Annotated in this window: 12 protein-coding genes and 1 tRNA gene; 8 read left to right on the plus strand and 5 right to left on the minus strand. The window is 68.8% G+C overall.

What is annotated here, in order from left to right; translation table 11 throughout:
* The first annotated feature begins 42 nt into the window (after positions 1-42).
* From IC63_RS18665 to IC63_RS03220, 6 genes are all read left to right on the plus strand, one after another.
* A complete protein-coding gene (locus IC63_RS18665; RefSeq protein WP_232222492.1) occupies positions 43-264 on the plus strand; it encodes a hypothetical protein in 222 nt (73 codons plus the stop codon).
* Between the two features lie 110 nt (positions 265-374).
* Positions 375-956 carry a LysR family substrate-binding domain-containing protein gene (locus IC63_RS03200; protein WP_269634656.1) on the plus strand — a complete coding sequence of 194 codons (582 nt, stop codon included), beginning with the start codon at positions 375-377 and terminating at the stop codon, positions 954-956.
* Positions 957-1,365: 409 nt separating this feature from the next.
* Complete coding sequence (locus tag IC63_RS03205) at positions 1,366-5,001, plus strand: vitamin B12-dependent ribonucleotide reductase (protein WP_036716859.1); 3,636 nt, start codon at positions 1,366-1,368, stop codon at positions 4,999-5,001.
* Positions 5,002-5,200: 199 nt separating this feature from the next.
* Positions 5,201-6,865 carry a formate--tetrahydrofolate ligase gene (locus IC63_RS03210; protein WP_036716861.1) on the plus strand — a complete coding sequence of 555 codons (1,665 nt, stop codon included), beginning with the start codon at positions 5,201-5,203 and terminating at the stop codon, positions 6,863-6,865.
* Between the two features lie 26 nt (positions 6,866-6,891).
* The gene (locus tag IC63_RS03215; protein WP_052041838.1) at positions 6,892-7,377 is read left to right on the plus strand and encodes a GAF domain-containing protein; all 486 of its coding nucleotides are present in this window, start codon (positions 6,892-6,894) and stop codon (positions 7,375-7,377) included.
* Positions 7,378-7,383: 6 nt separating this feature from the next.
* Positions 7,384-7,755 (plus strand): YigZ family protein, encoded by a 372-nt coding sequence (locus IC63_RS03220; RefSeq protein ID WP_036716862.1) that lies wholly within the window; start codon positions 7,384-7,386, stop codon positions 7,753-7,755.
* Positions 7,756-7,763: 8 nt separating this feature from the next.
* On the opposite strand, the gene IC63_RS03225 is transcribed toward IC63_RS03220, so the two are convergent.
* Positions 7,764-7,839 (minus strand) — tRNA-Ile (locus tag IC63_RS03225).
* A 135-nt stretch (positions 7,840-7,974) separates the two neighbouring features.
* On the opposite strand from IC63_RS03225, the gene purM reads away from it, so the two are divergent.
* Positions 7,975-9,018, plus strand: a complete 1,044-nt coding sequence (gene purM / locus IC63_RS03230) for a phosphoribosylformylglycinamidine cyclo-ligase (protein WP_036716864.1) — start codon at positions 7,975-7,977, stop codon at positions 9,016-9,018.
* Positions 9,015-9,617, plus strand: coding sequence for a phosphoribosylglycinamide formyltransferase (gene purN, locus IC63_RS03235; RefSeq protein WP_036716904.1), 603 nt, complete (start codon positions 9,015-9,017; stop codon positions 9,615-9,617). Before purM ends, purN begins: the two co-directional genes overlap by 4 nt.
* A gap of 58 nt (positions 9,618-9,675) precedes the next feature.
* Here the strand turns inward: purN and IC63_RS03240 are convergent, their stop codons facing one another.
* Genes IC63_RS03240 through IC63_RS03255 form a run of 4 tightly spaced genes read right to left on the minus strand, consistent with a single transcriptional unit; the run spans position 9,676 to position 13,293 of the window.
* Positions 9,676-11,019: a branched-chain amino acid ABC transporter permease gene (locus IC63_RS03240; protein ID WP_036716867.1), complete on the minus strand. Its 1,344-nt coding sequence runs from the start codon at positions 11,017-11,019 to the stop codon at positions 9,676-9,678.
* Between the two features lie 11 nt (positions 11,020-11,030).
* Positions 11,031-12,032, minus strand: a complete 1,002-nt coding sequence (locus tag IC63_RS03245) for a branched-chain amino acid ABC transporter permease (protein WP_036716869.1) — start codon at positions 12,030-12,032, stop codon at positions 11,031-11,033.
* 57 nt (positions 12,033-12,089) lie between these two features.
* A complete protein-coding gene (locus IC63_RS03250) occupies positions 12,090-12,578 on the minus strand; it encodes a hypothetical protein (RefSeq protein ID WP_036716871.1) in 489 nt (162 codons plus the stop codon).
* A 4-nt stretch (positions 12,579-12,582) separates the two neighbouring features.
* Positions 12,583-13,293 carry an ABC transporter ATP-binding protein gene (locus IC63_RS03255; RefSeq protein WP_036716874.1) on the minus strand — a complete coding sequence of 237 codons (711 nt, stop codon included), beginning with the start codon at positions 13,291-13,293 and terminating at the stop codon, positions 12,583-12,585.
* Between the last annotated feature and the right edge of the window lie 82 nt (positions 13,294-13,375).

A 13,375-nucleotide genomic window follows, 5' to 3' on the forward strand; every position in this document is an offset into this window, starting at 1 on the left:
GGACAGGTCGGCGCCCTCGATGGCCGGGTTTTCGGCCGCGACATGGCTGCCCAGGCAGTGGGCGACCTCGAACACACCCTGACTGAGCAGCCGCATGACTTCGCCGCCCTTCAGGCCCGCTTCGGTGATCGGGATCGCCTCGGCGGTCAGGGCGCCGCCGGTCGCGTCGGGCAGGGTTTCGGTCCGGAACGGCTTTTCCAGGTGGTTCTTTCTTTAGGAAGCCGACATCTGCGGCTGAAGAATTGCGACGTTCACGGTTATTGATGCGTCACCTGCATCGAGGGTGCGGGCGGTGGTCATGTCGGCCGTCCCGGGGATGGATCTGTTCCGGTCCTTCCTGGTCGTGGCCGAGCAGCTGAATTTCCGCGCGGTGGGTGGCAAAGGGCAAGGCAGGGGTGCTGCGCGTGGCCTGCATGGCCTTTGCCGCGACCGAATTGATGCCGCGCGCGGTGGCGAGGTTCCGCAGCGATGACCCGCATGTCGAGGTGAGCCTGCAATACATCCGCACCCACGGCCAGAAGCTGGCGCTGGCCAATGACGAGATCGACCTGGGCTTCATGATCGGCCCGTTCGATCACCCGGATTTCGACACCACGCTGCTGTCGTCGGAACTACTGTACGCGGTGATTCCCCTGGATCATCCGTTGCTGGCGCAGCCGAGCCGCAGTCCCGCAGACCTGAAGGACCAGCCGGTGATTCTGGGCGACGTGCGGGAATGGGCCGAGTTCCGCTGGCGGCTGACCGACCTGTTCAACGCCGAGCGAATCCCCCAGCGCCCTAGTCTCGAGGCGTCGAACACGCTGGCCCTGATCGGCCTCGTGGCGGCGGGGCTGGGGATCACCATCTATCCCGAAAGCCTGATCCGCTATCTGGGCAAGAGCGTCGCGGTGCGGCCGATCCTGCACCCCACATTCCGGAGCCGGACGATCCTCGTCTGGCGCAAGCGCAACGGATAGGCGCTGGTCCGGCACTTCGTCAGCGCGGCCTAGGCGGCGGCGCGCACGGGGACGCGCGAGCCGGCATCGGCGACGTGACAGCCCGGTTACGGCAGGACCGTGCGTCCGGGCCGCGTTAAGGTTTCGTTAACGGATTGAGTCGTTCCGGACCGGCTGTGCCTGACACGCGACTGTCAACCGTTTCCGTTCGTGCAAGCGCGAAATAAATCGCTTGATCCGGGCCGCTGCACGCTTCACTTTGTGTGGGTCGGCGGGCGATGACACCATATCTTGTGCCGCCGGACAAACGAACCAGACCCGAGCCACGGCGGTGCTTCCGCCCGCCTGCGACGCCATGCGCCGCTGGACGATGACGGCACGGCGAGTGACACCAGCGCGGCTGAAGACCGCGAAGATTGGGGGCAGAGGCATGAAGATCGACCGCCGTTACACGACCGAATCCGAGGGCGCCTATGGCGACATCGCCTTCGTCACCACCACCTCGGAAATCCGCAACCCGGACGGCACCGTCGTCTTCCGCAACGAGGCCGTCGAGGTCCCCGAGGGCTGGAGCCAGGTCGCCTCCGACGTGATCGCGCAGAAATACTTCCGCAAGGCCGGCGTCCCGGCGCGGCTGAAGCGGGTCAAGGAAAAGGGCGTGCCCGAGTTCCTGTGGCGCTCGGTCCCCGACGAGGCGGCGCTGGACAAGCTGCCGGCGGGCGAGCGGCTGGTCGGCGAGACCTCGGCCAGGCAGGTCTTCGACCGGCTCGCCGGCGCCTGGGCCTACTGGGGCTGGAAGGGCGGCTATTTCACCACCGAGGCCGACGCCCGTGCCTATTACGACGAGATGCGCCACATGCTCGCCCGGCAGATGGGCGCGCCGAACTCGCCGCAGTGGTTCAACACCGGGCTGCACTGGGCCTATGGCATCGACGGCCCGTCGCAGGGGCATTTCTACGTCGACTATCGCACCGGCGCGCTGGTCAAGTCCGACAGCGCCTATGAGCACCCGCAGCCGCATGCCTGCTTCATCCAGTCGGTCTCGGACGACCTCGTGAACGAGGGCGGGATCATGGACTTGTGGGTCCGCGAGGCGCGGCTGTTCAAGTACGGCTCGGGGACCGGCACCAATTTTTCCTCGCTGCGCGGCGAGGGCGAGAAGCTGTCGGGCGGCGGCAAGTCGTCGGGGCTGATGGGCTTCCTCAAGATCGGCGACCGCGCGGCGGGCGCGATCAAGTCGGGCGGGACCACGCGGCGGGCGGCCAAGATGGTCATCTGCGACATGGACCACCCCGACATCGAACAGTTCATCAACTGGAAGGTCATCGAGGAGCAGAAGGTCGCTTCGCTGGTAGCCGGCTCGAAGCAGCACGAGGCGAAGCTGAACGAGATCTTCGCGGCGATCCGTCAGTGGGATGGTTCGGCCGAGGGTGCCACCGATCCGGCGCAGAACGCCGCGCTGAAGGGGGCGATCCGCGCGGCCAAGCGCGCCATGATCCCCGAAACCTACATCAACCGGGTTCTGCAATACGCGCGGCAGGGCTTTGATTCGATCGAGTTCCCGACCTACGACACGGACTGGGACTCGGAAGCCTATGCTTCGGTTTCGGGCCAGAACTCGAACAACTCGGTGCGCGTCACCGACGCCTTCCTCAAGGCGGTGCGCGAGGATGCCGACTGGGCGCTGATCCGCCGCACCGATGGCAAGACCGCCAAGACCGTCAAGGCCCGCGAGCTGTGGGACCAGATCGGCCACGCCGCCTGGGCCTGCGCCGATCCGGGCATCCAGTTCCACGACACGGTGAACGCCTGGCACACCTGCCCCGAGGACGGGGCGATCCGCGGCTCGAACCCGTGCTCGGAGTACATGTTCCTCGACGACACGGCCTGCAACCTGGCGTCGATGAACCTGCTGACCTTCCTGAATGGCGGGCAGTTCGACGCGCAGGGCTATGTCCACGCCACGCGGCTGTGGACCGTCACGCTGGAAATCAGCGTGCTGATGGCGCAGTTCCCGTCCAAGGAGATCGCGCAGCGGTCCTATGACTTCCGCACCCTCGGCCTCGGCTACGCCAATATCGGCGGGCTCTTGATGAACCTCGGCCTCGGCTATGACAGCGACGAGGGCCGGGCCCTGTGCGGCGCGCTGACCGCGCTGATGACCGGCGTGAGCTACGCCACCTCGGCCGAGATGGCGGGCGAACTCGGGCCGTTCCCCGGCTATGCGAAGAACGCCCGGCACATGCTGCGGGTGATCCGCAACCACCGCGCCGCGGCGCACGGCACCGGCGACTACGAGGCGGTGAACGTCAACCCGGTCGAGCTGGACGTGGACAATTGCCCCGATCCGGAACTCGCCGTCATGGCGCAGCGGGCCTGGGACAAGGCGCTGGCGCTGGGCGAGGAGCACGGCTTCCGCAACGCCCAGACCACGGTGATCGCGCCGACCGGCACGATCGGGCTGGTGATGGACTGCGACACCACCGGCATCGAGCCCGACTTCGCGCTGGTGAAGTTCAAGAAGCTCGCCGGCGGCGGCTATTTCAAGATCATCAACCAGTCGGTGCCGGCGGCGCTGGAAACCCTCGGCTACGGCTCGGCCCAGATCGAGGAGATCGTGGCCTATGCCGTCGGCCACGCCAGCCTTGGCAACTGCCCTGGCATCAACCACGGCGCACTGGTCGGCCACGGCTTCGGCCCGCGCGAGATGGAAAAGGTCGACGCCGCGCTCGCCTCGGCCTTCGACATCCGCTTCGTCTTCAACCAGTGGACGCTGGGAGAGGATTTCTGCAAGGGCACGCTGGGCATCCCGGCCGAAAAGCTGGCCGATCCGTCCTTCGACCTGCTGCGCCATCTCGGCTTCACCAAGGCCCAGATCGACGCCGCCAACGACCATGTCTGCGGGACCATGACGCTGGAGGGCGCCCCCTTCCTCAGGCCCGAACACATGAGCGTCTTCGACTGCGCCAATGCCTGCGGCAAGAAGGGCACGCGCTATCTGTCGGTGGACAGCCACATCCGCATGATGGCGGCGGCGCAGAGCTTCATCTCGGGCGCGATTTCCAAGACCATCAACATGCCGAACTCGGCCACGATCGAGGACGCGCTGGCCGCCTATGAGCTGTCCTGGAGCCTCGGGATCAAGGCAAACGCGCTCTACCGCGACGGGTCCAAGCTGTCGCAGCCTCTGGCGTCGGCGCTGGTCGAGGATGACGACGCGGCCGCCGAGGTGCTGGAAACCGGCAGCGCGCAGGAAAAGGCCGCGGTCCTCGCCGAGAAGATCGTCGAGCGGATCATCGTCAAGGAGGCCGTGCGCTCGCACCGCGAAAAGCTGCCCGGCCGGCGCAAGGGCTATACCCAGAAGGCGCTGATCGGCGGCCACAAGGTCTATCTGCGCACCGGCGAATACGACGACGGCAAGCTGGGCGAGATCTTCATCGACATGCACAAGGAAGGCGCGGGCTTCCGGGCGATGATGAACAACTTCGCCATCGCGGTGTCGGTGGGCCTGCAATATGGCGTGCCGCTGGAGGAGTTCGTGGACGCCTTCACCTTCACCCGCTTCGAGCCGGCGGGGATCGTGCAGGGCAACGACTCGATCAAGAACGCGACCTCGATCCTGGACTATATCTTCCGGGAACTGGCGGTCAGCTATCTGGACCGGACCGATCTGGCCCACGTCAAGCCGAACGGCACCAGCTTCGACGACTTGGGCGGCGGCCACCGCGAGGGTCAGCCCGAACTGGTCCCGGCCGAGTCTGGCGCGTCCAAGTCGGTGCAGCTGCTCAAGCAGATCAGCTCGACCGGCTACCTGCGCAAGCGGATGCCCCATGACCTGATGGTGCTGCAGGGGGGCGTGTCCACCGTGGCGATGGCCTCGGGCATGGCCGAGGAGGCGGCGGTCTTCGAGACCACCACCGTCTCGGTGGCCATGGACGCGCGCGCCAAGGCCAAGATGCAGGGCTACGAGGGCGATCCCTGCGGTGAATGCGGCAACTACACGCTGGTGCGCAACGGCACCTGCATGAAGTGCAACACCTGCGGCGGGACGTCGGGGTGTAGCTGAGATACCCCGGCCCCTGGCGCGTCCGGGGCCGGCCACCACCTCCGACCCGGACGGGCGGGGACCTGTCGAGACAGGGAACACGCGGCGAACCGCGGAACGAAAAGGACAGATCGCCGTCCGGGGACACTCTCGGGCGGCGATGCCTTTGCGGCGGCCGGCGGCTGCGGCTAGGCTGCGGCCAGACGAACAGGGACCCCTCATGCTGACCGATATCGAGATCGCGCGCGCGGCCGCCCGAAAGAACATCGCCGAGATCGCCGCGCGGCTGGACATCGGGGCGGGCGACATCCTGCCCTATGGCCACGACAAGGCCAAGATTTCGCGCGACTTCATCGCCGGGCTGGACGGCGCCCCGCCGGGCCGGCTGATCCTCGTGACGGCGATCAACCCGACCCCCGCGGGCGAAGGCAAGACCACCACCACCGTAGGCCTGGGCGACGCGCTGAACCGCATCGGCAAGCGGGCGACGGTCTGCATCCGCGAGGCCTCGCTGGGGCCGAACTTCGGGATGAAGGGCGGGGCGGCCGGGGGCGGGCGCGCCCAGGTGGTGCCGATGGAGGACATGAACCTCCATTTCACCGGCGATTTCCACGCCATCACCAGCGCCCACAACCTGCTGGCGGCGATGATCGACAACCATATCCACTGGGGCAACGCGCTGGACATCGACCTGCGCCGTGTGACCTGGCGGCGGGTCATGGACATGAATGACCGGGTCCTGCGCGACATCGTGCTGGGGCTGGGCGGGCCGGCCAACGGGACGCCGCGCGAGGGCGGCTTCGACATCACCGTCGCCTCCGAGGTGATGGCGATCCTGTGTCTCGCCAGCGACCTGGCCGACCTGCAGGACCGGCTGGGCCGGATCATCGTCGCCCGCACCCGCGACGGCCGCCCGGTCACGGCGCGCGCGCTGCAGGCCGACGGCGCGATGACGGTGCTGCTGCGCGACGCCTTGCTGCCGAACCTGGTGCAGACGCTGGAAAACAACCCGGCGCTGGTTCATGGCGGCCCGTTCGCCAACATCGCCCATGGCTGCAATTCGGTGATCGCCACACGGACCGCGCTGGCGCTGTCAGATTACGTGGTGACCGAGGCGGGCTTCGGCGCCGATCTGGGGGCCGAGAAATTCCTGAACATCAAGTGCCGCAAGGCCGGGCTCGCGCCGTCGGCGGTGGTGCTGGTGGCGACGGTGCGGGCGCTGAAGATGAACGGCGGCGTGGCCAAGTCCGACCTGGGGACCGAGAACGTCGCGGCCGTCCGCGCCGGGGCGGTGAACCTGACCCGGCATATCGAGAACCTGCGCCTGTTCGGCGTGCCGCTAGTGGTGGCGATCAACCATTTCGCCACTGACACCGACGCCGAGATCGCCGCGGTGAGCGACATCTGCGACGGGCTGGGCGTGCGCGCGATCCTGTGCCGGCACTGGGCCGAGGGCGGCGCCGGGGCCGAGGCGCTGGCCCGCGAGGTCGTCCGGCTGGCGGCGGAGCCGTCGGATTTCACGACGCTCTATCCCGACGAGATGCCGCTGTGGGACAAGATCGGCACCATCGCCCGCCGCATCTATCGCGCCGATCACGTCGAGGCGCCCCCCGCGGTGCGCAAGCAGCTGGACGACTGGCAGGCGGATCACGGCCACCTGCCGGTCTGCATGGCCAAGACGCAATACAGCTTTTCGGCCGATCCTGCCGCGCTGGGCGCGCCCTCGGGCTTCACCCTGCCGATCCGCGAGGTGCGGCTGGCGGCGGGCGCGGGCTTCGTGGTGGCGATCTGCGGCGACGTGATGACCATGCCGGGCCTGCCGCGAGAACCGGCGGCGAACCGGATCGGGCTGGATGCCGACGGCAATGTCGAGGGGCTGTTCTGACGGCTGCGCAGCGGAAAGGAGATCGCATGACCGATGCGGCGGACGAAACGGCGCTCGCCGACGCGCTGGCCGACCCCGACCTGACCGTGGCGCTGGCGGCGCTCGACGCGCTGGTGCAGCGCCGGGTGGGCGCGCGGCTGTTCACGGTGATGGCCTTCGACGCCACGACCGGGATCAGCCGCCGCATCTGGACCAACGCCCCCGAGGTCTATCCGGTCGACGGCGAAAAGCCCCTGCCGCAGAACGACTGGACGCGGCAGGTGATCGTGCAGCGCCGCGCGTGGGTCGCCAATACGCCGGCCGAGGTGGCCGAGATGCTGTTCGATCACGCCACCATCGCCGCGCTGGGCTGCGGCGCGGCCCTGAACCTGCCGGTGGTGGTAGCGGATCAGGTGATCGGCACGCTGAACCTGCTGGACGCGGCCGGCCATTTCACCCCCGCCCGGCTGGCGGCGGCTCACACGCTGCGCCTGCCCGGCGCGGCCGTCCTGCTGCGCGCGCGGCTGGGCTGAGCGGCAATGGCGCTGACGGTTTTCGACAAGATCATCTCGGATCGTGGCTCGGTCTATGCGGTGTCGGGCGGGCCGGTCACGGACCGCGCCGGTATCGACGCGATGCTGGCCGAGCTGACCTCGACGCGGCGCTTCGCCAAGGCCACGCATCATTCCTGGGCCGCGATCCTGGACGAACCGCTCAAGGCCGATGACGGCGAAGCGGGCGCCGGCGCGATCATCCTGCGGATGCTGGAAAGCGAGGGGCTGACCGGGCATCTGGTGATCGTCACCCGCTGGTATGGCGGCAAGCACCTGGGCGGCGACCGCTTTCGCCACGTGATCGGCGCGGTGCGGCATTACCTGGCGCACCGTCCGCGACCCGGCGGTGGGAACTAGTTCGGGATTGGTAGGCCCGGAGGGACTTGAACCCCCAACCAAGGCGTTATGAGCGCCCTGCTCTGACCATTGAGCTACAGGCCCGCCGCGACCTGCCTAGGCGGCGGCGGGGATCGGGTCAAGCGGGTGCTGACCGGAACCTGCGCCCGTGCGGGCGGGCGAGATTGCCTGTCCAGCGGCGTTCCGCTATCCCCTGCGCAAACCTCACAGGGGGATCTGATGACCAGCGAACAGGGACTGACCTATGCGGCGGCGGGCGTCGACATCGACGCGGGCAATGCGCTGGTCGAACGGATCAAACCCGCCGCGAAGGCGACCGACCGTCCCGGGGTCATGGCGGGCCTGGGCGGCTTCGGCGCGCTGTTCGACCCGCGGGCGGCGGGGTATCAGGACCCGGTTCTGGTGGCCGCGACCGATGGCGTCGGCACCAAGCTCAAGATCGCCATCGAGACCGGCGAGGTCGACGGCGTCGGCATCGACCTGGTTGCGATGTGCGTGAACGACCTCGTGTGTCAGGGCGCCGAGCCGCTGTTCTTCCTGGATTATTTTGCCACCGGCAAGCTGGACGTCGATCAGGCCGCCCGGGTGGTGGAAGGCATCGCCGAGGGCTGCCGCCGGGCCGGCGCGGCGCTGATCGGCGGCGAGACGGCCGAGATGCCGGGGATGTATCACGGCGGCGATTTCGACCTGGCGGGCTTCGCCGTCGGCGCGATGGAACGCGGCGCGCATCTGCCGCAGGGCGTGGCCGAGGGCGACGTGCTGCTGGCGCTGGGGTCGGACGGGGTCCATTCGAACGGCTATTCGCTGGTCCGCAAGGTGGTGGAACGCAGCGGGCTGGCGTGGGACGCGAGCTCGCCCTTTGCCAAGGGGGCGCTGGGGCGCACGCTGCTGACGCCCACGCGGATCTATGTCCGCCCGGTCCTCGCGGCGATCCGCGCCGGCGGGGTGCGGGCCGCGGCCCACATCACCGGCGGCGGGATCACCGAGAACCTGCCGCGCGTCCTGCCCGAGGGCGTCGGCGCCGAGGTCGATCTGGACAGCTGGCAGGCGCCCTCGGTGTTCCGCTGGCTGGCGGACGCCGGCGACGTGCCGGAACGCGAGATGCTCAAGACCTTCAACTGCGGCGTGGGGATGATCCTGGTCGTGGCCCCTGACCGCGTCAAGGCACTGACCGAGCTACTGCGGGCCGAGGGCGAGACCGTGCGCACCATCGGCGAGGTCGGCGGCGGGCACGGTGTAGGCTATACCGGCACGCTGTGGTGACGGGCCGGGCGCCGAAACGGGTCGCGATCCTGATTTCGGGGGGCGGGTCGAACATGGTCGCGCTGGCCGACAGCATGACCGGGGACCACCCGGCGTGCCCGGTCTTGGTGCTGTCCAACGATCCGGCCGCCGCCGGGCTGACCAGGGCGGCCGCGCGCGGCATCCCGACCGCCGCGGTGGATCACCGCGGGTTTCGCGGCGACCGGGCGGCGTTCGAGGCCGAACTGCTCATGCCCCTGCTGGCGGCAGAGCCCGATATCGTCTGCCTCGCCGGCTTCATGCGCATCCTCACGCCCGCCTTCGTCGACCGCTTCGCCGGCCGGCTGCTGAACATCCACCCCTCGCTGCTACCGAAATATCCGGGGCTCCACACCCATGCCCGCGCCATCGAGGCCGGCGACGCCGAGGCTGGCGCGACCGTGCACCTGGTCACGCGGGTGCTGGACGAAGGCCCGATCCTCGGCCAGGCGCGGGTTCCGGTCCAGCCGGACGACACGCCCGAGACGCTCGCCGCCCGCGTCCTGACCGCCGAACACCGGCTGTATCCGGCCGTCCTGCGCCGCTTCGCGACCGGCGACACGACCCGCGTCGACCTCTGACTTCTTCTTTGCGAAAATATCCCGGGGTCCGGGGCAGTGCCCCGGTCCGACGGTCCCCTCAACGCTCCGGCAACAGCCCCCGCGGCGCGAAGCGCAGCACCAGCAGCAGCACCAGCCCCATCGCGACATAGCGCATCTGCGGGGCGCTTTCGATCAGGTGGCGGCGCAGCCCGCCTTCGGACAGCGGCAGGGTCAGCAGGGACATGAGCGCCGGGCCCCAGACCTCGGCCTTGATCCACAAGAACCAGATCAGCAGCGCGCCCAGCACCGCGCCCCAGTTGTTCCCCGACCCGCCGACGATCACCATCACCCAGATCAGGAAGGTATAGCGCAGCGGGTTATAGCCGCCCGGCGCCATCAGCCCGTCCAGCGTCACCATCATCGCGCCCGACAGGCCGATCACGGCCGACCCCAGCACGAACAGCTGCAGGTGCCGGCGGGTGACGTTCTTGCCCATCGCGGCGGCGGCGGTTTCGTTGTCGCGAATGGCGCGCATCATCCGGCCCCAGGGCGAATACAGCGCCAGTTGCGACAGCAGGATCAGAGTCAGCACCACGGCGACGAAGATCGCCGTGTAGCACAGCTTGACATAGATCCCGGACGCGGTCGCCGCATCCATCCCCCAGCGTGCGGCGGCGGCCACGAAGTCGGGGTTTGACTGCAGCGCCAGCTCGTAGGGCACCGGGCGGGGCACGCCGGTCATGTTCAGCACCCCGCGCGCCAGCCAGCCCTCGTTCTTGAGGATGGCGACGATGATCTCGCCGATCCCCAGCGTGGCGATGGCGAGATAGTCGGACCGCAGCCCCAGCGCGACCTTTCCCACGCCCCAGGCGGCAATGGCGGCCAGCAGCATGCCGACCGGCCAGCTCATCAGGATCGGCAGGCCGAGGCCGCCGATATTGCCCGCCTCGGCGGGGTTGTTGGCCTCGATCGCCGTCACCGCCGGGTCAAACGCCATGCGGGTCAGCACATAGCCCACGATCAGGACCAGGGCCGCGCCCCAGAACCGCAGCCCTCGGCTCAGCCGGTTGGCGGCGACGATGGCCAGCACAAGCGTTGCGAGGCCCACCGCAAGCGCGAGGATCAGCCGCGGCCCGCCCGCGGCCCAGGCGCCCGCGACCGGCGGGGTCGAGATCAGGATCGGCGCCAGCCCGCCCAGCGCGACGAAGCCCACGACGCCGGCGTTGAAGAGGCCCCCATAGCCCCAGATCATGTTGACCCCCAGCGCGGTCACGGCCGAGATCAGCCCCATGTTGAGGATCGACAGCGCGCTGTTCCACGACCCCGAGAACATCGCGTTGCGGGTCGCGCCCTCCAGCACGAACAGCACGGCGATGATCAGGAACAGCAGCAGGCCGCGCAGCGGGCTGGAGGAGGTGTCGGCCTGGCGGGTGGTGGACATGGGGACCTCGCTCAGTAGGCTTTGCCGCGGAACAGCCCGGTGGGCCGCACCAGCAGGACGACGATCAGGATGACGAAGCTGATCGCCAGCTTGTATTCGGTGCCCAGCATCTGCAGCAGGCCGGTCGGCTCGAAGCCCAGGTATTCGGCGATCTTCTTCCAGGGATAGGTCAGCGCGACCTCGGAAAAGGCGATCAGGAAGCCGCCGGCGATGGCGCCCATCGGGTTACCGAGGCCGCCGACGATGGCGGCCGCAAAGATCGGCAGCAGGATCTGGAAATAGTTGAACGCCTTGAACGACTTGTCGAGCCCGTAGAGCGTCCCGGCCGTCACCGCCAGCGCGGTGGCGATGATCCAGGTCAGGCGCACCACGCGGTCCGGGTCGATGCCCGACAGCAGCGCCAGGTCCTCGTTGTCGGCATAGGCGCGCATCGCCTTGCCCGAGCGGGTGCGGTTAAGGAACCAGAACAGCGCCCAGACGGCGAGCGCCGCGACCACCAGGGTGATGACCTGGGTGGTGCGCAGCGACAGGCCCTCGGCGAGGCCGGTCCATTTCTTGAACTCGGCGACCGAGACGACGAAGCGGGCGCCGTCGGCGAACTGGATCTCGCCGACACCGATCAGCAGGCGGGTCAGCCCGTTCATCACGAACATCACCCCGACCGAGGCCATCACCACCACGATCGGCGCCGCCTTGATGCGGCGGTAATGGCGATACACCCAGCGGTCGGTCAGCAGCACCAGCACCGCCGTCAGGGCGATGGCGACGGGCAGGGCCAGCAGGGCGGTGGGCAGCGGGCCGAAGCTGACCCCCATCGCCTGCAGCCCCCAGGTCAGCAGGATCACGATGGCGGTGCCGAAGGCCATCGTGTCGCCGTGGGCAAAGTTGGAAAACCGCAGGATGCCATAGATCAGCGTCACCCCCAGCGCCCCCAGCGCCAGCTGCGCGCCATAGGACGTGGCGGGGATCACCACGAAGTTCAGGATCGCCACGAGGGCGTTCATCAGGTCCATCTGGCCTCTCTGCGGCAGTCGGGGGCAGGGGATGCGGCAGGCGTCGCGGGCATCGTCTCAGCTTTCGGCATGGCATGTGCCGCGCCAGGTGGTGACGCCCGACTTGCCGCTGAGCGTATAGGTGAACTTGCGGTGGTCGCGGTCGATATAGATGACCTCGGGGCCGGCGTCGAAGATCAGGGTGCGGCCGCGCTTGAAGAAATTGACCGCGACCTGCGCCCCGGCGCCGGTCATCATCGGCTTTTCCGTCCAGGGGAACTCGACCCGCACCTCGCGCCCTTCGGTGGTGGGGGCCGGCGCCGCGGCCCCGGCCCCCAGCGCGCCCGAGGCGTCCATCGGAGGCGGATCGACCGGACAGACCAGCGCCGCGACCCCCGGCGCGCCGGGGACCAGCGCGTCGGCGGGCATCGGGGTCGCCGGGTGGACATCGGCGGGATCGTGGATCGACGGCGGCACGGCCGCATCCTGCGCTGCAGCCTGCGCCTCAGCCGCCCCCGCGCCGAGGGGCACGACAAAGGCGAAGATCAGGGCGAGGAACGGCCGCACGTCCTTAGCCCCCCAGGAAGGTGCGGCGGACCTCGGGGTCGGCCATCAGCTCGGCGCCCGAGCCGGTATAGCGGTTCGCGCCCTGCACCAGCACATAGCCGACATCGGCGATCTCGAGCGCCTGGCGGGCATTCTGTTCGACCATCAGGATGGAGATGCCGGTGCGGGCGATCTCGATGATCCGGTCGAACAGCTCGTCCATGACGATGGGCGAGACCCCGGCGGTCGGCTCGTCCAGCATCAGGAGCTTCGGCTGGGTCATCAGCGCGCGGCCGACGGCGACCTGCTGGCGCTGGCCGCCCGACAGCTCGCCGGCGTTCTGGCGGCGCTTGTCGGCGACGGCAGGGAACAGGTGATAGACCTGGTCCAGCGTGGCGCGGAAATCGTCGTCGCGGATATAGGCGCCCATTTCCAGGTTCTCCTCGACCGTCATGGTCGGGAAGACGTTGGCGGTCTGCGGCACGAAGCCCATGCCGCGCCTGACGCGGTCCTGCGGCGACAGCCCGGCAATGTCCTGGCCATCCAGCGTGACCTGGCCCTCGCGCAGGTCCAGCATCCCGAAGACGGCCTTCATCGCGGTGGATTTTCCGGCCCCGTTCGGGCCGACGATGACGGCGATCTGGCCCTTGTCGACGGCGATGTCGCAGCCATGCAGGATGTCGGCCTTGCCATAGCCGCCCCGCATCCCGGTGGCCGAGAGATAGGGAAGGGTCATGGCCGCCGCCCCGCGTCGTCGGAGAGCACCGTGCCCGGATCGTCGAGGGGCGCCAGATTGGGCGGCGGCCATGACCCTTCCC

This window comes from Paracoccus sphaerophysae (assembly GCF_000763805.1).
Taxonomy (GTDB): Bacteria; Pseudomonadota; Alphaproteobacteria; order Rhodobacterales; family Rhodobacteraceae; genus Paracoccus; species Paracoccus sphaerophysae.

Coding starts and splice junctions, on each gene's coding strand:
- IC63_RS18665 (WP_232222492.1), top strand. CDS start 43: ATGGCTGCCCAGGCAGTGGGCGACCTCGAACACACCCTGACTGAGCAG.
- IC63_RS03205 (WP_036716859.1), top strand. CDS start 1,366: ATGAAGATCGACCGCCGTTACACGACCGAATCCGAGGGCGCCTATGGC.
- IC63_RS03210 (WP_036716861.1), top strand. CDS start 5,201: ATGCTGACCGATATCGAGATCGCGCGCGCGGCCGCCCGAAAGAACATC.
- IC63_RS03215 (WP_052041838.1), top strand. CDS start 6,892: ATGACCGATGCGGCGGACGAAACGGCGCTCGCCGACGCGCTGGCCGAC.
- IC63_RS03220 (WP_036716862.1), top strand. CDS start 7,384: ATGGCGCTGACGGTTTTCGACAAGATCATCTCGGATCGTGGCTCGGTC.
- purM (WP_036716864.1), top strand. CDS start 7,975: ATGACCAGCGAACAGGGACTGACCTATGCGGCGGCGGGCGTCGACATC.
- IC63_RS03240 (WP_036716867.1), bottom strand. CDS start 11,019: ATGTCCACCACCCGCCAGGCCGACACCTCCTCCAGCCCGCTGCGCGGC.
- IC63_RS03245 (WP_036716869.1), bottom strand. CDS start 12,032: ATGGACCTGATGAACGCCCTCGTGGCGATCCTGAACTTCGTGGTGATC.
- IC63_RS03255 (WP_036716874.1), bottom strand. CDS start 13,293: ATGACCCTTCCCTATCTCTCGGCCACCGGGATGCGGGGCGGCTATGGC.